Genomic DNA, 17,062 nt, shown 5'->3' with positions numbered 1-17,062 from the left:
ACTCGTAACGGAAGACTTCAGGCGGGATGCTACTATGATTCGCGTGCGGAGAGAATAGACCAGAACGCCTGTCGTTGACGTTCTGGTCAGTCATTAATCAGTGGTTGTCGTCCTGCGGCATATGACGATAGATGTATACACCGCTTAACAGCGTGAAGATAAGCGTCAGCGCGGTCAGGCCAAAGACCTTAAAGTTGACCCAGATATCCTGCGGCAGCCAGAAGGCGATATAGATATTAGCGAGACCGCAGAGAATAAAGAAGATTGCCCAGGCAGTATTCAGACGCGACCAGACTACCTGCGGCAGCGTTAGTTCTTTACCTAACATGCTCTGGATAAGGGGCTTTTTCATGAACCATTGACTGAACAGTAACGCTGCTGCAAACAACGCATAAATAACAGTAACCTTCCACTTAATAAATTCAACATCATGCAAGGCAATGGTCAATCCACCAAACACCGCCACTAAAATGAACGTGATGAGAGCCATTTTTTCGACTTTGCGATAGCGAATCCAGCTATAGATCAGCACAACGGCGGTCACAACGATTAGTGCTTTTGTTGCAGCAAAAATGTCGTACAACTTATAGACAGCGAAAAACACCGCGAGCGGTAAAAAATCAAGAAACTGCTTCATTCTGTGATTCCATCTTCTGAGCGGGGCGGGAGACAGCGATGTCCCCCCGCCTCGGGATTACTGACGAATTAACATATACAGGCGGAACAGATAGACGAGCAGTACCGCTGAAATGAGATTGCTCAGCGTATTCGCCACCACGGCGCCAACATTAGGCGTTAATACCGCAAAATTCGGCGCAAACAATAACAAGAGCGTTTTAGCAAGCAGCCAGCCGATCACGGCGGGGGCCACCAGACGCATATTAGCCCATGCCAGTCTGATGCTGCTGCGCATTGCGGTAAAAATCCCCATCTTATCCTGCACAACCATCACAGGGGCAAAAGAGAGCACGATAGCCAGCAACACACCTGGTACCACGACCAGCATAATCCCCATCTGCACCAGCATGGTGGTTAAGAAGATTAGGATAAACAGCTTAGGTAAGACCGGTGCGCTGGCTCCAATCGCCCGTAAAGCGCTGACCCGATGTCCCGCTGACACCAGCTGAATCATTAGCAGAACGCCACCGGCCAGCACCGCATTACCAATAAGACCTGAGAAAGTGGATGCAGCGGAAGCCCGCAGCAGAATTTGTTGCTGCTCAGGCGTCATGTTTTGTACCAGTTCAAACAACCCTACGCTTCCTGCAAGGTGGTCGCCCTGGCTCAGGCTGGCAATTTGTTCTTCACTCGGTGAGAACGCATGGCCAAGCACCACCGTGATAAAGGCGCAAAGCAACGCGATCAGTAAAAAGGTAATGAACTGATTGCGGAAAAAGTTTCCCGTGTCACGGTAGACAGACTTCGCCGTGATAGACATGCACTCTCCTTGAGTATTGCAGGTGTTAATTAGCCGGCAATTGTACACCGGATGCACCTGCTGTGGCAGCATCAAGGCTTGTATGGAAAAGCATATCTTTGTAAAGCGGCGGTAATCCAACGCGCGCGCGTGCGCGGTTACAGGCTTCGTTGACCTGCCCATCTTCCCCAGACATGGCAAATTCCCGGCACGGGCTGGGGCGATCCTCATAGATAGAACATCGGGTCGAAACCCCAGGCTCACCCTGTAGCGCTGCACAGCGGACCTGTTTTTGGTTGGTGCCACTCATGCAGCGCAGAAAAGGCGTTAGCGGCTCTGTGAGATGAACCGGAACGGTACCGCTACCATCGCTGGCTTCGGCCCAGTAGAAAGAGACTCGAAAATACGCACAACAGGCTCCGCACGTCATGCACGGGTTCGTATCACTCATGGCACACCTGCAAAAGAAGAACGCATCAAATCAACTTGTGAGAGCGATAAATTATCCAGTCACCAGAGGAAGAGCAAGAGGGGAAAAAGGGAAAATTTTGTAACTGTGAAATGCCAAAAATTGACATGGGAACAACTTATTGCCTTTCAATGTGCCACAAAAAATTAACCCAGATCAATGAATGTTAAGTTACTGGTTTTAATGTGATCTGTGGCAGATCACTTATTACTCATTTGTGAGTATATTCTCATCCGCGATTAAAACCACAACGATGGAGCGGATATGAAAAAATTAGCGGTGGCAGCCCTTGTATTAAGCAGTCTCTCTGGCGGCGCGTATGCGCATGAAGCAGGCGAATTCTTTATTCGTGCCGGTTCGGCTACGGTTCGCCCTACTGAAGGTTCCGATAATGTGCTGGGGATGGGCGGTTTTAACGTCAGTAATAACACCCAGTTAGGTTTAACGTTTACTTATATGGCGACGGATAACATCGGTGTTGAGCTTCTGGCTGCAACGCCATTCCGCCATCGCGTAGGCCTTGGGCCGACAGGCGATATCGCCACAGTTCACCATTTACCACCAACGTTGATGGCGCAGTGGTACTTTGGCGATGCCAGCAGCAAAGTGCGTCCGTATATTGGCGCCGGTGTGAACTACACGACCTTCTTTGATGAGAAATTTAACGATACCGGTAAAGAGGCTGGTTTGTCAGACCTCAGTCTGAAAGATTCCTGGGGCATGGCCGGGCAGGTAGGTCTTGATTATCTGATTAACCGTGACTGGTTAATTAACGCCTCTGTCTGGTACATGGATATTGATACTGACGTACGCTTCAAAGCAGGCGGTCAGCAGCAAAGTATCAGTACTCGCCTGGATCCGTGGGTATTTATGTTCTCCGCGGGTTATCGTTTCTGATTTCATCTCCTGAGACTGGCCAAAAAACGGCCAGTCTTTCTGCAGGATTTCCCCTAGCGCACAACCAGCACCGGACATTTTGCGTGGCGGACAACGACTGCCGCGTTTGAGCCTAACAGATAGGTCGTAATATCAGGCCGATGAGAGGCAATAATGATCAGGTCTGCGTTGATACTGTCTGCCAGTTTCAGGATCTGGTCTTTAGGCGCGCCAGAAATGGCATGTGTCTGAACGCGTTCTGCGGGCAAATTGAACTGTTTTACCATCTCATTGAGTTTCTCCAGCGCCTCCTGCTGTATTTCCGCCAGTTTTGGCATCTCAACAGAATAGGCCAGCCCAAGAGAGGAGTAGTAGGGGAAAGAGGGAACGACCGTCAGAAAATGAACTTTACCGTTACTGATTGCTGCGTTTGCCTGTACATAAGGGATCACCTGTTCGGTCAGGCGACTCTCAGAGATATCGACAGGAACAAGAATCGAATTAAACATGCCACACCTCCTGTTTGTTTTTTATCCACTTAAAGTGTAGTGCTGTTGTAATGACATTCACTGTATTCGCGGTCAAAGTGGGATATAAGGCAGGTTTTGAGGCGGGAGAGACACCCCTGATAGGGGCGTCCGTGACAGCATTATTTCTGAATTAAATAGCGGATGGTCGGTCCGTCCTGCTGGATATCTAACACCGTGTAACCGTGGTTTTTGGCATCCAGCGGAATATTGTTGATGGACTGCGGACAGTCACTCACCACTTCCAGAATTTCACCTTTTTTGAGCTGCGGAAGCGCTTCAAGTGTGGCAACTGCCGGATAGGGGCAGGGTTCGCCGACCATATCCAGGCGATAATCAGGCACGATCTCTTTCATGCGGCATTCTCCTGCGTTTGGTTTTTAACAGTGGCTCTGCGGAAGAAACGTTTTTCCTGTGCGACAACCAGTAAAAAGGCTACCAGCAGCAGACCATAAGTGACCAGTAGACCGCCGAGGGGGCCGAAGGTGCTCAGCAGGTTCACCTTGTCCCAGTTGGTGGCAAGCACAGGGGAGAGGTCGTCCCAGAAGTAAGCCAGTATCGTCGAGCCGATAACATTTCCCAGACCCACCCACCAGTAATGCACCTGACCCTCAACGGCGCGGTACATCCAGCCGGTTTCACACCCGCCAGCCAGCACGATCCCGAAGCCAAACAGCAGACCGCCAATCACCGCGTTAGGACCTGCCCACATGATTTTCGGTTCGACACCTAACTGGACATAGCTGAAGATGCCGATGGCACTGACCGCCATCCCGGCGATAATCGCTTTCGCCATCATCGTGCGGCCGGTGATCCACATATCGCGAAACGCCGAAGTAAAGCAGATCTGTGCGCGTTCAATGAGAAGGCCAAAACCCACGCCAAACAGCATCGCCAGACCGAGTTTCGGCTGGTTCAGGGCTGTACACAGCGCCCACGCCAGCATGGCGAAAAAGACCAACATACCCAGGCGGAAGCGGCGACGGGCCTGAGAGGGCTTTTGCGTCAGTGGAGAAGCTGCACTCACCTTGACCATTTTGACCGGAATACGGAACAGCGGGAGAAGGGTAAATTTTGCGCCAAAGTAAGAGCCGATAGCCGTGGCGACGGCAAAGAACCAGGCATGCAGTGAAAACTGAGGAATACCAGTGAAGAAGGCGGCAAGGTTGCACCCCATCGCCAGACGCGCGCCGAAGCCGGCAATCATGCCGCCGACAATCGCCTGCAGAATACGGATTCGGCTTTTAGGCAGCCTCAGCTTGACGTTATTTGCCCATAGCGCCGCAGCTAAACATCCTCCGAACATACCCATGATCATCATCCCATCGATGCGGGTGAGCGGTGTGCCGTCCAGATGAATGAGTTTAAAGTAACCCCACTCTTCGGTATGTACCCCAGCCAGTTGTAGCAGTTGCCCACCCCAGCGCGTGAACTCGCCGGTGACGGCCCAGAAGGTGCCGGTAATGCCGAAATAGTAGGTAGAAAGGATCCCCGCCGCGATAACGGCCGGTACAGGTGACCAGAACTTAACCAGGTAAGTCTGTTTAAAGTATTGCCATGACATGAGTAAGCCTCTGAACTCAGAAGGTTTATGTTGATTTAACGGACTGGAATATATAACTCTTTTTCTTTCTCTAAAACTTTTTTCCAAATTACCGCCTATTTTTATGACCTCAATCATTAAACCGTGCCGCTAGTCCAACGGCAGCACGACCCCGGAATTCAGATAGCGAGCGTGATCCATTGCCCACCACGCTCTTCGTTGAACATGTCAGTTGTAGAATATGATTTAGGTATTTCACTATGATGGAATGGTTTCAGTCGCGAGATAAATTGAGACAAATTCTTTCGTGAGTGAAGGGCATAGCACCATCAATAAAGTTACGATTCCCCTGGAAAAAATGAGGCAAGATTGTTATCTATACTAGAAAGCGGGCTAACGCAAAAGACGGAAGAGACGTTTTCACATCTGCGGGTGAAAGTGTACATTCATAATGTATAAATGTAGCGAGAAATATTTTCTAAAGTTTACCTTATATAAATAAAAACACTTAGAATATGGCGCGACATTGTATAGAGCTAAACTTCCGGCGCAAAAGCGCCGGAAGTTTTCATCTAATAACTTGTGTTTTTTTATTGATTCCAATAAAATTAATTTTCTTTATGAAAGGTCTTTCAATAAAATGGTAGGTGAGTGAAGAGAAGAGGCATATTACCACGTAAGATAGGATTAAAATCAAAAAAGTACGTATATTTAATTCTGGTTTATTATTTTCCTGAAAATGAAGGATTATTGGAAATAAGACTAGCCCTTGCGTCAAATATAAGCTGTAGCTTATTGCGCCAAGGCGAATGGCTGCTTTTGTAATTAAAAGGCCAAAAAAATCAGCACCGGAAATTACAGCAAAAAACAGAGTGCAAAGGAATATCTTCTCAGGTGACCCGTAGAGTGTAGGTTGCACTAATATTATTATGAAGATAATGGTTGTAAATATGGTGTTGGCCGATTTTTTTGATATAACTATCCTATCCTTAATTTCACTGCATAACATCCCCGCGATAAAATATGACCATAAATATGCATCGCTAGTAAAACCTGGAAGGAAATATATTGAGAAGGCAAAAAGAAAAATGGTTAACTCAAATGACCATTTCTTGAACATAAACAACAGAGGGAGAGAAAAGTAAAAAATCCACTCCCAGCGCAAAGTCCACGTAACGCCAGCAAGAGCCATAAAAGGAAATTGGAATGTCGTAACAGGTGGTTTGTCATTCCAGAGTCCGAAATCAAACCAAGAGAGCACGTTTCTTATTAAACTAACAGAAAACTCCTTCCGTTCAGTTAATAAGAAAAGTAAACATAGGGCTGCTAAAGAGCAGAATATTGATAGAGGCGCAATTCTGTAGAAGCGTTTTTTATATAGTTCAACCCAATTCACATCGATTGATCTTCTTATTTTCCCCCAAAACAAAAAAGCCGTAATCATGAAAAATAAAGCAACGCCATATTTTCCCATATAAAGCAATAAGTCTGATGTGGGGGCCCAGTTGCCTTTTGTTATGTATGTGTAAGCACAGTCCATATGATGAAATATAACAAACGATGCAAGGACGTATCTAACTCCGTCTATACTGTTTGACCTTGCCGGGTCAGTATCTTCATCTATAAATTTGAATAGCGGTAGGCTAAAAATCACTATTGCCAATGCTAAGCATGTTAAAACCAGAAAAATCGAAAAATATAAATCCATCATCAAACCTTACGGATATTAATATAGGAAAAATAGTAGGGTTTTACCTAACCCAGAGACCATTCTATCATTGCTTCTTGTAATCGTCGAGGCCACATAATTCATTTAATTTTCTATTATTTCTTACGATTCTCGAGTCACGAGGCACTTAACATTCCCAACAGTGTACACAGGGATAAGTCACATGCATTTGTAAGTAGCTTTTACACCGCATGCAGCTAAGTCGTCTAAATATTCCCTGATTCAACCATTTACCTGCAGTGATAGGTGACGGTACTAATGGCCGTTGGCCGTGAATATCGACCAGCCTCTTATCAGTTGTGGACATCTTAACGCGAAAATATTCTACTCGATCGCCTCTCTCGAACGGAGAGCTCTAATCGCTTTCACGAAACTTGGCGGATAGTCTACCTGGTGAATGAAGTAAGCATTTTTAGTAAGCGTCTATTTCCATTCATACCTGACGAGGCGTTGCTTCAGAACATAGGATCAAGATGTAATTGCTCATCGAGTTCGTATAGATGAAGGATCCCCTAGCTTCGCCCCAGGATAATCTGGTAATCCACAACCGATTATCCACCGTGCGTCTTCAGCAGGAGCCTACACAGGCGTTGAATAACGATTTAAATAGTTAATGATATGTTAAGGCATGTTTGAATTAGATATTGGCATTTTCAATGACGAAAACTGATTCTATAACTACTGATGAATTCATGGTCATCCACCAGAGGTTGTTCAGGATCTCAAAGGCCTGGAGGGATTTATGGTTGACGTTTTTTTTACAAGCTGAAAGTTGCCGGATAGTAAGCATTAGATATAGCGATATCAAAGATGACGTATTGCATATCGCTGCAACACTAAAGTTTGAGTCGTGTACAATTAGACCGGGCAAGATACTGTGTCACATAGTTAAGTAAAGAAAGTTGTCTAACCCTCTGGATATCTATGTCTTCCAGAGCAAATTCAATCGCGTTAAAGGGCATGCAAAACCTGTAAAAACATTCGCTATGAACCTGACACTTAAAGAGGCCTTCATCTCAAATTTAATAATATGTGAGCGTGAGGTTTTTCATCAAAACGTAATTAAAATACACACCTCAATGGACTAATGTTGCACCACTGTTTTTTATACTCCATTCCGCTGAAGTATTTCCCAAGAGAGAAAATGATTTTTTTCTCATTCTGCTCACACAGTTCTCTGGCTCGATTATAATTTTCCCAAAGCAAGATGCTTCCCGCACCAATATTATTGTATTGAGGGTCGTATCCTCCATTGATGTCGTCGAAGTAAATCCACCCGGGGCATTCTGTTTTAAATATTAAATCAATGGCTATGATTTTCTTATTGATTGCGAGTGCGGATCCAAAAATCATATGTCTCAAGCTATTAATGGCATCCAGTAGATTTTCTCTTGGGTAGGGCGATACTTTGCCGCGCCAGCGAACATTAAACAAGTCTATGTAACTGTCGCAAATCTCGTCAGTGGAAAGATTGTTCACATCCAGTATTTCACCTCCAAGCTTGAGAAAACGACTCCTTTCCCCATTTCTTTTTCTAACCGTTTTTGTAGAAAATAGCGGTTTCATGTGACATATCTCATCATTCAGTATTTTACTGCTGAAGGAGTTGATGAATGAACTTTTCTGTAGTGGTGAAAGCTTTTTCGTCCTGACGGGAAGAAAGGATTTTGAATGGGTGGCGCTGGGTAAAATTATATCCTCAAAAACAAAAGGATGTGATTTTGAGTAGAGATTCAGTGACCCATTAATAGAATAAATTGATGAAACGACAATGCCATCTTTTTTTCTGCAAAAGAACTTGATTTCTTTATTTCGTTTGCTCGAAAGATAAGTTAGCACATCCGGATGTGTGCATACACTACCGCCATAAGTAGCATATGCCTGACGGTAAATACTCAGGTCACATTCTTCCCAGCCAAAAATGAAATTTCTCAACATGTTGTCCAAATATTATTACAATAGCAAACATGCGCATACATTATACTTTCCTTATAATAAGTAAATCGACAAAACGATATTGTTGACTGCCTGTTTAGTGAAGTGGGTAATTAAGTATTAGTTTGCTATTTATTGCAGTTGATATTAATGCTGTAAAGTGAAGAGGGAGTATAAAAAGAAGAAGAAGGGAACCGTCTGGCGGAGTTGCCAGACGGCGAAGGGGTTATGCTCTTCGGGTTGCGGCTTTCATTGCGCTTACGAATGTTTTCAGTTCGGCCAGCATCTGCTCGGGCTTATCAACGTTCTTCTCGATGATTTTGACAATAGCCGAGCCGGAAATCGCCCCTGCTGCTTTTGCTTCAATCGCTGCCGAGACCTGTTCAGGAGAGGAAATCCCGAATCCCTGCAGCGGCGGTGCGGCATGGTATTCAGCCAGCTTTTCTACCAGATGATGCAGCGGCAGTGCGGCTTTATTCTCGGCACCGGTCACGCCCGCACGGGAGAGCAGGTAGGTATACCCGCGACCGTAAGAGGCAATCTGGCGCAGCAGCTCGTCATCAGCATTCGGTGGGCAGATGAAAATCGGGGCAACGTTGTGGCGCATTGCTGTCTGGCGGAACGGTGCAGATTCCTCAACCGGCACATCCGCCACCAGTACAGAATCAACACCCACGCGTGCGCACTCGGCATAGAACTCATCGATCCCGCGGTTAAACACCAGGTTGGCGTACATTAGCAGGCCGATTGGGATTGTCGGGTGTTTCTGTCGAATGGCGGCCAGCATCTCAAAGCACTGGGTTGGCGTTACGCCCGCCGCAAAGGCGCGCAGCGTCGCATTCTGAATGGTTGGGCCATCCGCCAGCGGGTCAGAGAACGGGATACCCAGCTCCAGCGCATCGGCACCGGCTTCAATCAGGGCATCAATAATCCTCAGCGACTGTTCCGGGCCCGGGTCGCCCAGGGTAACGAAGGGAACGAAAGCGCCTTCCTGGCGGGATTTCAGTTCTGCAAATGCGTTATCGTAACGTTCCATCAGATTTCCCCTCGTGCTTTCAGAATATCGTGAACGGTGAAGATATCTTTGTCACCGCGACCGGAAAGGTTAACCACCAGCAGCTGCTCTTTCTCCGGGTTTTCTTTCATCATTTTCAGCGCGTGTGCCAGTGCGTGAGATGACTCCAGCGCCGGGATAATCCCTTCACTACGACACAATGTTTTAAATGCTTCCAGCGCTTCATCATCGGTAATGGAAACATAATCCGCACGACCAATGCTGTTCAGGTACGCATGCTGTGGCCCAACCGACGGGAAATCCAGGCCCGCTGAGATAGAGTATGATTCTTCAATCTGGCCTTCGTCGGTCTGCATCATCGGGGACTTCATACCGAAGTAGATCCCAACGCGGCCATGCTTCAGTGGCGCACCATGCTCACCCGTTTCAATTCCATGACCAGCAGGCTCAACGCCAATCAGGCCAACGCGGGTGTCGTCGATGAAATCGGCAAACATGCCGATAGCGTTAGATCCACCGCCGACGCAGGCGATCACCGCATCCGGCAGACGACCCTCTTTTTCAAGGATCTGCGCTTTGGTCTCTTCACCAATCATGCGCTGGAATTCACGTACGATAGTCGGGAACGGGTGAGGACCCGCAGCGGTACCGAGCATATAGTGCGCGGTTTCATAGCTGCCAGACCAGTCGCGCAGCGCTTCGTTACAGGCATCTTTCAGCGTGGCTGAACCACTGTGAACCGGGATCACTTCTGCACCCATCAGGCGCATACGGAACACGTTCGGCGACTGACGTTCAACGTCTTTTGCGCCCATATAAATGCGGCATTTCAGGCCGAGCAGGGCACTGGCCAGTGCCGATGCCACACCGTGTTGACCCGCGCCGGTCTCGGCGATGATTTCGGTTTTACCCATACGTTTGGCGAGCAGCGCCTGACCCAACACCTGGTTAGTTTTGTGTGCGCCGCCGTGCAGCAAATCTTCGCGCTTAAGGTACAGCGTGGTTTTGGTGCCTTCAGTCAGGTTGCGACACTTGGTCAGTGCCGTTGGACGACCAGCGTAGTTTTTCAGCAGGTCGGTAAATTCAGCCTGAAATGCCGGATCCTTCTGCGCGCTGACAAACGCCTCTTCCAGTTGGCGCAGAGCGGGCATCAGGATTTGCGGGACGTACATCCCACCGAACTCACCAAAATAAGGGTTTAGTAATGTCGTCATCTTCTCTTCCTTAATATGCACGCAGAGTTTTAAATACCGAGGCCAGCTTGCTGGCATCTTTGATACCCGGTTGCGACTCTACGCCTGAATTGAAATCGAGGCCTGCGCAGCCCGTTTTCGCGGCTTCCACGCAGTTATCCGGGCTTAATCCGCCCGCCAGCAGGACGTTATCCAGCTTTTCACCATTCAGCAGCGACCAGTCAAAACGCTGACCGGTGCCGCCCTGGCCGTTATCCAGCACGTATTTATCAACATGATTAAGATTACGCGCTGGCAGGGTGTCACCTACGCTCTGGGCTTTCCAGATCTGCACCTGCGGTGCCAGCGCGGTACGCAGAGCGTCTATATACGCCTGATCTTCATCACCGTGGAGCTGGACCGCGCTCAGGGATAAAGCGTCGGCTTTTGCCGCCACGTCCGTGATATCCGCATTGCGGAAAACGCCGACGTAGCTGAGCGGCGCTGCCGCTATCACCTCGCGCGCCTGTTCTACGCTGACAACTCGTGGAGATGAATCGACAAAAATCAGCCCTCCGTAAATCGCCCCCGCGTCATACGCAGCCCGGGCATCCTGTTCGCGGGTCAAACCGCACACTTTGTTTTCACCCAGCAACACCCGGCGCACCGCAGCGTTGAGGTCGTCATGTTCCATCATGGCGGAGCCAATCAGGAAACCGTTGGCGAAGTGGCTCAACTCACGTACCTGCGCGTAGCTGTTAATACCGGACTCGCTGATCACCGTCACACCGGAGCCCAGACGCGGCGCGAGCTGGCGGGTGCGGTTGAGGTCGATCGACAGGTCGCGAAGATCGCGGTTGTTAATGCCGACCACTCTGGCTTCCAGCGCAATCGCGCGTTCCAGTTCTTCTTCATTACTGACTTCTGTCAGCACGCCCATGTTCAGACTGTGTGCCACGGCAGAAAGCTGGCGATACTGTTCGTCGTCTAGCACCGAGAGCATCAGCAGGCAGGCGTCAGCCTGGTAAAAGCGCGCCAGCCAGATTTGATACGGGTCGATAATAAAGTCTTTGCACAGAATCGGCTGTGGTGCGATGCCGCTGACGATGGGCAGAAAATCAAAGCTGCCCTGGAAATATTTCTCATCCGTCAGCACAGAAATGGCGGACGCATGATGCTTATAAATACCAGCGATACGCGCCGGGTCGAAATCGTCACGGATAACGCCTTTAGACGGGGACGCTTTTTTGCACTCAAGGATAAACGCAGTGCGTGCACCCTGCAGGGCATCATAGAAACGACGGCTACTTGGAACGACGTCATTCTGGAAACTGGCAAGCGGCTGTTGTTGCTTGCGGGCTTCCACCCAGATGGCCTTATCGGCAACGATTTTCGCTAAAACGGTCTGCATTCTTTACCCTCTTGCCGCAAGTGCGGTAACGCGATCGTAAGCTGCACCAGAGCGCAGTACATCCAGAACTTTTTGAACGTTGGCCTTCAGGTCTTCCTCACCGTGCAAACGCATCAGCATGGCGACGTTGGCAGCAACGGCGGCCTCATGAGCGACCTCTCCTTTACCTTGTAATAAGCGCGTCAGAATGTCACGGTTTTCTTCCGGCGTACCGCCTGCCAGCGCTTCCTGGTGATATGGCGCTAAACCGAAGTCGGCGGCTTCCAGCTGATAACTCAGGATCTCGCCGTCGCGCAGTTCGGCTACCAGCGTTGGCGCATGCAGCGACACCTCATCCATTCCTCCACTGTGGACCACGGCGGCACGTTGATATCCCAGAACACGCAGTGTCTCAGCAATCGGCAGCACCAGTTCAGGGCTATAGACGCCAATCAGCGCCAGCGGCGGATGAGCCGGGTTTATAAGTGGCCCCAGTACGTTAAACAGCGTACGGGTTTTGAGCTGCTGACGAACTGGCATCGCGTGGCGGAAACCGGTGTGGTACTTCGGCGCAAACAGGAAACAGACACCCAGGTCATCCAGCGCTTCACGGGAACGCTCGGCGTTCATATCGAGATTAATACCGAATGCGGCGAGCAAATCGGAAGAACCTGACCGGCTGGAAACGCTGCGGTTACCGTGTTTCGCGACTTTCAAACCACACGCCGCCGCCACGAAGGCGCTGGCGGTGGAGATGTTGATGCTGTTGCTGCCGTCACCGCCGGTGCCAACAATATCGGCAAACGGATAGTCCGGGCGCGGGAACGGAGCGGCATTTTCCAGCAGGGCCGTAGCGGCACCGGCGATCTCCTGCGGGCTTTCACCGCGCACTTTCATGCTCACCAGTGCAGCAGCAAGCTGTTCAGGTTTCAGCTCGCCGCGAACCACGGCGGAGAAGAGCTGGTGGCTTTCCTGCTGGCTCAGGGTCTGCGCCTGGTACAGTTTTTCCAGAATCGGCTGCAGGGTATTAGTCTGTTCCAGCTTCTGTAATGCCCAGTCGAGAGTTTGTTCCAGCAGACGGGCTCCGTTAGAGGTCAGAATCGATTCCGGGTGGAACTGCATACCGCAGACGCGATCCGCATCATGACGCACCGCCATCACCATCCCTTCAAACGAGGCGTTAATGGTCAGTCCGGCTGGAATATTGCTCCCCACCAGCGAGTGGTAGCGTGCCACCGGGAGTGGGTTAGGCAAGCCGGCAAACATCGCCTGACCGTCATGTTCGATGCTGGACGCTTTGCCGTGCAGAATTTCGCCCGCCTGGCCAACGTAGCCGCCATAGGCTTCAACGATGGCCTGGTGACCGAGACAGATACCGATAATCGGCAGCTTTCCGCGCATACGCGTCAGCAGTTCTGGCATACAGCCAGCTTCACTCGGTGCACCGGGCCCTGGAGAGAGCATCAACACCGGGTTTTGCATGGTGGCCAGTCGGTCAATCAGCGTCTGTGCCGGCACGTGGTTGCGGTAGATAACGACGTTATGACCATTCGCACGCAGCTGATCTGCAAGGTTATAAGTAAAGGAGTCGATATTATCGAGCAGCAGAATGTCAGCCATCAGAAAATCTCCTGTGCATGGTGTGCGGTAGCAATGGCGCGAAGTACCGCACGCGCTTTACTGCGTGTTTCGTCAGCTTCAGACTGCGGAACAGAATCAAGAACAATGCCTGCGCCCGCCTGGACGGTGGCAATACCGTCTTCGACATAGGCAGAACGGATTACGATACAGGTATCAAGATCGCCGTGGGCGGTGAAGTAACCCACCGCACCACCGTAACTACCGCGACGACGGCCTTCGGCACCGGCAATCAACTGCATGGCGCGTACTTTTGGCGCACCGCTCAGGGTTCCCATGTTCATGCAGGCGCGATAGGCGTGCAGCACGTCGAGGTCGCTGCGCAGTTCACCGACCACTCGGGAAACCAGGTGCATCACAAATGAATAACGGTCGACTTTGGTGAGGTCAGCGACGTAACGGCTACCCGGAGTACAAATGCGTGCCAGGTCGTTACGTGCCAGGTCAACCAGCATCAGGTGTTCGGACAGCTCTTTATGGTCGGTACGCATTTCCAGCTCAATACGGCTGTCGAGATCGCGGTCAAGCGAGCCATCCGCACGGCGGCCACGCGGGCGTGTCCCGGCAATCGGGTAGATCTCAATCTGGCGGCTGGTGGCATCGTATTTCAGTGAGCTTTCTGGTGACGCGCCAAACAGGGTGAAATCGTTGTCCTGCATAAAGAACATGTACGGACTCGGGTTGCTTTTCTTCAGCACGTCGTAGGCCGCCAGCGGAGACGGGCAGGGCAGAGAGAAGCGACGGGAAGGTACAACCTGGAAAATTTCACCGGCACGAATCGCTTTTTGCATCTGGCGAACAACGGCGCCGTACTGATCGTCAGTCTGGTTGACGTCGCACGCCATCTTCTCCACGCGCTGCACCGGAAGCGCAGGCGGTGCTTCGGTCATTTGCTGCTGCAGCTGCGAGATGCGGTGTTCAAGGCGGTGTTTCTCAGACACAGACGGCGTGAACAGGCTCGCCTGAATGCGGGTATATTTTTTCTGATGGTCGATCACCAGCAAGGTTTCCGCCAGGTAGAAGCAGTAGTCAGGGCAGCGGTTGCCTTGCTCTGTTTCCGGCAAATCTTCAAAACCCGCGACCAGGTCATACGCAAACAGCCCACCGAAGAACATTGCCTCACGCTCATCTTCCGGTACGGACACCAGGTTTTGCAGCAGGCGGAAAGCATCGAAAACGGACAGAGAACAGAGACGTGCATCTTCATCCAGCAACTGGCTGACCGGCGGGAAATGCAGAACCCGCATTTCCGGATGACGTTCATTTTCAATTGCGGCAGGCAGGGCGGCATCCAACAGCGGCAGCAGCGACGCGCCATTTTCTGACAGTGCCTTAATGGTGACAGTGTCACCTAAAGCGGTAATGCGCAACGCGCTGTCAACCAGCAGCAGGCTCTTGAGATCGTCTTTGCTGTCGATATCCGCAGATTCCAGCAGCAACGTTGCCGGGCGAGCACCGCACACCTGATGAAACAGCGCGGTGGGGTTGTGGCGATAGGCCGCCTCGCAGGTTAGCAGTTCGAGGTGTGGTTTGGCTGTTTGCATGATGTTGTTCTCATTTATTCTGTTCAAAAAAAAGCCCGCTTAGTAGCGGGCTGGGTATCTGTTTGCATTTCGCAGACGCGTGACACTGCCCGATGATCAGGAAGTGCGCCACCAACCGTGCAGAGTGAAATGTGCTGTCATTTTCAGATACCTTTCTCGTGTGAACTTGCGTACTAGTTAACTAGTTCGATGGCAAGTTGTCAACCCTTGATTTCAGAATTTCACGTTAAGTCGGTATCATGGCGGTTTCGGATGTCTCCAACCTGCTATGGGAAGTGCTTTGAGCGATACCACCTACGCGATTATTTATGATTTACACAGCCATACACAGGCCTCTGATGGCCTGCTGACACCCGAGGACCTGGTTCATCGTGCCGTTGAAATGCGCGTCGGTACGCTGGCGATAACCGATCACGATACGACAGATGCCATTCCGGCGGCGCGCGCCGAAATCGCCCGCAGCGGACTGGCGCTTAATCTGGTGTCCGGTGTCGAAATCTCTACCGTCTGGGAAAACCATGAAATTCATATTGTTGGCCTGAATATCGATATAGACCATCCGGCACTTCGGGCCTTTTTGCAAGAACAAAAAACGCGCCGCAACCAGCGCGCAGAGATGATTGGTGAACGTCTGGAAAAGGCGCATATTCCGGGCGCGCTGGAAGGTGCTCAAAAGCTGGCGAACGGCGGGGCGGTCACGCGCGGTCATTTCGCCCGTTTTCTGGTAGAGGCGGGCAAAGCCACGACAATGGCGGATGTTTTTAAAAAATATCTTGCTCGCGGGAAAACCGGATACGTTCCGCCACAGTGGTGTACAATAAAACAAGCTATTGATGTGATTCATCATTCTGGTGGCAAGGCCGTGCTGGCCCATCCGGGGCGATATAATCTTTCTGCTAAATGGCTGAAAAGACTGCTGGCACACTTTGCCGAATGCGGTGGTGAGGCGATGGAAGTCGCCCAGTGTCAGCAGGCGCCCAATGAGCGCGCGCAGCTCGCAACTTATGCCCGTCAGTTCGGCCTGCTTGGGTCACAAGGGTCTGATTTCCATCAGCCTTGCGCCTGGATCGAACTGGGGCGCAAGCTCTGGCTGCCCGCTGGCGTTGAGCCTGTCTGGACGCTCTGGGAAAAGCCACAGCAAATTGAAGAGAGGGAAGTATGAGTCAATTTTTCTATATCCATCCGGATAACCCGCAGCCACGCCTGATTAACCAGGCCGTAGAGATCGTTCGCAAAGGCGGTGTCATTGTCTATCCGACCGATTCTGGCTATGCGCTGGGCTGCAAAATTGAAGACAAAGGGGCGATGGAACGCATTTGCCGTATTCGCCAGCTGCCGGACGGCCATAACTTTACCCTGATGTGTCGCGATCTCTCTGAGTTGTCGACCTATGCTTATGTGGATAACGTGGCGTTTCGCCTGATTAAGAACAATACGCCGGGTAACTACACCTTTATCCTGAAGGGCACGAAGGAAGTACCGCGTCGTCTGCTGCAGGAGAAACGTAAAACCATCGGCATGCGCGTACCGTCGAACCCGATTGCGCAGGCGCTGCTGGAAACGCTCGGCGAACCGATGCTCTCGACCTCGCTGATGCTGCCGGGAAGTGAATTTACCGAATCCGATCCGGAAGAGATCAAAGATCGTCTGGAGAAGGTCGTTGAGTTGATTATTCACGGTGGCTATCTCGGACAGCAGCCGACCACCGTGGTCGACTTGACCGAAGATGCACCAGAAGTGATTCGTGAAGGCGTGGGTGATGTTAAGCCTTTCTTGTAATGGTCTAAGCAGATATACTACGCGGCCA

The 17,062-nt window shown here is 50.5% G+C and carries 16 protein-coding genes and 1 other annotated feature; of the genes, 3 read left to right on the top strand and 13 right to left on the bottom strand.

Annotated features, from left to right (window positions below; all coding sequences use genetic code 11):
• Nucleotides 1-97 precede the first annotated feature (97 nt).
• Genes JGF26_RS12930 through JGF26_RS12920 form a run of 3 tightly spaced genes read right to left on the bottom strand, consistent with a single transcriptional unit; the run spans nucleotide 98 to nucleotide 1,868 of the window.
• Nucleotides 98-637 carry a septation protein A gene (locus JGF26_RS12930; protein ID WP_028018783.1) on the bottom strand — a complete coding sequence of 180 codons (540 nt, stop codon included), beginning with the start codon at nucleotides 635-637 and terminating at the stop codon, nucleotides 98-100.
• Between the two features lie 57 nt (nucleotides 638-694).
• Nucleotides 695-1,438: a YciC family protein gene (locus JGF26_RS12925; RefSeq protein ID WP_032656704.1), complete on the bottom strand. Its 744-nt coding sequence runs from the start codon at nucleotides 1,436-1,438 to the stop codon at nucleotides 695-697.
• A 25-nt stretch (nucleotides 1,439-1,463) separates the two neighbouring features.
• Nucleotides 1,464-1,868: a YkgJ family cysteine cluster protein gene (locus JGF26_RS12920; RefSeq protein WP_134708119.1), complete on the bottom strand. Its 405-nt coding sequence runs from the start codon at nucleotides 1,866-1,868 to the stop codon at nucleotides 1,464-1,466.
• Between the two features lie 282 nt (nucleotides 1,869-2,150).
• On the opposite strand from JGF26_RS12920, the gene ompW reads away from it, so the two are divergent.
• Complete coding sequence (gene ompW, locus JGF26_RS12915; RefSeq protein ID WP_049006880.1) at nucleotides 2,151-2,783, top strand: outer membrane protein OmpW; 633 nt, start codon at nucleotides 2,151-2,153, stop codon at nucleotides 2,781-2,783.
• 53 nt (nucleotides 2,784-2,836) lie between these two features.
• On the opposite strand, the gene uspF is transcribed toward ompW, so the two are convergent.
• The 10 genes from uspF to JGF26_RS12865 all read right to left on the bottom strand — a co-directional run bounded on the left by uspF (nucleotide 2,837) and on the right by JGF26_RS12865 (nucleotide 15,255).
• Nucleotides 2,837-3,271 carry a universal stress protein UspF gene (uspF, locus tag JGF26_RS12910; RefSeq protein WP_028018787.1) on the bottom strand — a complete coding sequence of 145 codons (435 nt, stop codon included), beginning with the start codon at nucleotides 3,269-3,271 and terminating at the stop codon, nucleotides 2,837-2,839.
• Between the two features lie 140 nt (nucleotides 3,272-3,411).
• Nucleotides 3,412-3,645, bottom strand: coding sequence for a sulfurtransferase-like selenium metabolism protein YedF (gene yedF / locus JGF26_RS12905; protein ID WP_003856774.1), 234 nt, complete (start codon nucleotides 3,643-3,645; stop codon nucleotides 3,412-3,414).
• A complete protein-coding gene (gene yedE, locus JGF26_RS12900; protein ID WP_134708120.1) occupies nucleotides 3,642-4,853 on the bottom strand; it encodes a selenium metabolism membrane protein YedE/FdhT in 1,212 nt (403 codons plus the stop codon). Before yedE ends, yedF begins: the two co-directional genes overlap by 4 nt.
• Nucleotides 4,854-5,400: 547 nt before the next feature.
• Nucleotides 5,401-6,543, bottom strand: a complete 1,143-nt coding sequence (locus tag JGF26_RS12895) for an acyltransferase (protein ID WP_238934217.1) — start codon at nucleotides 6,541-6,543, stop codon at nucleotides 5,401-5,403.
• A gap of 1,080 nt (nucleotides 6,544-7,623) precedes the next feature.
• Nucleotides 7,624-8,499, bottom strand: coding sequence for a hypothetical protein (locus tag JGF26_RS12890; protein ID WP_032666962.1), 876 nt, complete (start codon nucleotides 8,497-8,499; stop codon nucleotides 7,624-7,626).
• 223 nt (nucleotides 8,500-8,722) lie between these two features.
• On the bottom strand, nucleotides 8,723-9,532 hold the full coding sequence (trpA, locus tag JGF26_RS12885) for a tryptophan synthase subunit alpha (RefSeq protein ID WP_134708121.1): 810 nt from the start codon (nucleotides 9,530-9,532) through the stop codon (nucleotides 8,723-8,725).
• Nucleotides 9,532-10,725, bottom strand: coding sequence for a tryptophan synthase subunit beta (gene trpB / locus JGF26_RS12880; protein WP_049006888.1), 1,194 nt, complete (start codon nucleotides 10,723-10,725; stop codon nucleotides 9,532-9,534). Before trpB ends, trpA begins: the two co-directional genes overlap by 1 nt.
• Before the next feature lie 10 nt (nucleotides 10,726-10,735).
• Nucleotides 10,736-12,094: a bifunctional indole-3-glycerol-phosphate synthase TrpC/phosphoribosylanthranilate isomerase TrpF gene (gene trpCF / locus JGF26_RS12875; RefSeq protein WP_028018793.1), complete on the bottom strand. Its 1,359-nt coding sequence runs from the start codon at nucleotides 12,092-12,094 to the stop codon at nucleotides 10,736-10,738.
• Nucleotides 12,095-12,097: 3 nt separating this feature from the next.
• On the bottom strand, nucleotides 12,098-13,693 hold the full coding sequence (gene trpD, locus JGF26_RS12870) for a bifunctional anthranilate synthase glutamate amidotransferase component TrpG/anthranilate phosphoribosyltransferase TrpD (protein WP_028018794.1): 1,596 nt from the start codon (nucleotides 13,691-13,693) through the stop codon (nucleotides 12,098-12,100).
• Nucleotides 13,693-15,255 (bottom strand): anthranilate synthase component 1, encoded by a 1,563-nt coding sequence (locus JGF26_RS12865; protein WP_134708122.1) that lies wholly within the window; start codon nucleotides 15,253-15,255, stop codon nucleotides 13,693-13,695. The genes trpD and JGF26_RS12865 overlap by 1 nt, the downstream gene beginning before the upstream one ends.
• Before the next feature lie 25 nt (nucleotides 15,256-15,280).
• Nucleotides 15,281-15,375, bottom strand: a sequence feature (Trp leader region).
• A 148-nt stretch (nucleotides 15,376-15,523) separates the two neighbouring features.
• Here JGF26_RS12865 and rnm point away from each other — a divergent pair.
• Nucleotides 15,524-16,417 (top strand): RNase AM, encoded by an 894-nt coding sequence (gene rnm, locus JGF26_RS12855; protein ID WP_167587195.1) that lies wholly within the window; start codon nucleotides 15,524-15,526, stop codon nucleotides 16,415-16,417.
• Entirely contained in the window at nucleotides 16,414-17,034 is a 621-nt protein-coding gene (locus JGF26_RS12850) for an L-threonylcarbamoyladenylate synthase (RefSeq protein ID WP_003856793.1), read from the top strand. Before rnm ends, JGF26_RS12850 begins: the two co-directional genes overlap by 4 nt.
• The last annotated feature ends 28 nt before the right edge of the window (nucleotides 17,035-17,062 follow it).

The sequence above is a fragment of the Enterobacter sp. E1 genome (assembly GCF_016809815.1).
Taxonomy (GTDB): Bacteria; Pseudomonadota; Gammaproteobacteria; order Enterobacterales; family Enterobacteriaceae; genus Enterobacter; species Enterobacter adelaidei.
This window is presented reverse-complemented; position numbering and strand designations above follow the sequence as displayed.

Bases quoted from the DNA above. Each gene is read 5' to 3' on its own strand.
- JGF26_RS12930 (WP_028018783.1), bottom strand. From the start codon at position 637: ATGAAGCAGTTTCTTGATTTTTTACCGCTCGCGGTGTTTTTCGCTGTC.
- JGF26_RS12925 (WP_032656704.1), bottom strand. From the start codon at position 1,438: ATGTCTATCACGGCGAAGTCTGTCTACCGTGACACGGGAAACTTTTTC.
- JGF26_RS12920 (WP_134708119.1), bottom strand. From the start codon at position 1,868: ATGAGTGATACGAACCCGTGCATGACGTGCGGAGCCTGTTGTGCGTAT.
- ompW (WP_049006880.1), top strand. From the start codon at position 2,151: ATGAAAAAATTAGCGGTGGCAGCCCTTGTATTAAGCAGTCTCTCTGGC.
- uspF (WP_028018787.1), bottom strand. From the start codon at position 3,271: ATGTTTAATTCGATTCTTGTTCCTGTCGATATCTCTGAGAGTCGCCTG.
- yedF (WP_003856774.1), bottom strand. From the start codon at position 3,645: ATGAAAGAGATCGTGCCTGATTATCGCCTGGATATGGTCGGCGAACCC.
- yedE (WP_134708120.1), bottom strand. From the start codon at position 4,853: ATGTCATGGCAATACTTTAAACAGACTTACCTGGTTAAGTTCTGGTCA.
- JGF26_RS12895 (WP_238934217.1), bottom strand. From the start codon at position 6,543: ATGATGGATTTATATTTTTCGATTTTTCTGGTTTTAACATGCTTAGCA.
- JGF26_RS12890 (WP_032666962.1), bottom strand. From the start codon at position 8,499: ATGTTGAGAAATTTCATTTTTGGCTGGGAAGAATGTGACCTGAGTATT.
- trpA (WP_134708121.1), bottom strand. From the start codon at position 9,532: ATGGAACGTTACGATAACGCATTTGCAGAACTGAAATCCCGCCAGGAA.
- trpB (WP_049006888.1), bottom strand. From the start codon at position 10,725: ATGACGACATTACTAAACCCTTATTTTGGTGAGTTCGGTGGGATGTAC.
- trpCF (WP_028018793.1), bottom strand. From the start codon at position 12,094: ATGCAGACCGTTTTAGCGAAAATCGTTGCCGATAAGGCCATCTGGGTG.
- trpD (WP_028018794.1), bottom strand. From the start codon at position 13,693: ATGGCTGACATTCTGCTGCTCGATAATATCGACTCCTTTACTTATAAC.
- JGF26_RS12865 (WP_134708122.1), bottom strand. From the start codon at position 15,255: ATGCAAACAGCCAAACCACACCTCGAACTGCTAACCTGCGAGGCGGCC.
- rnm (WP_167587195.1), top strand. From the start codon at position 15,524: ATGGGAAGTGCTTTGAGCGATACCACCTACGCGATTATTTATGATTTA.
- JGF26_RS12850 (WP_003856793.1), top strand. From the start codon at position 16,414: ATGAGTCAATTTTTCTATATCCATCCGGATAACCCGCAGCCACGCCTG.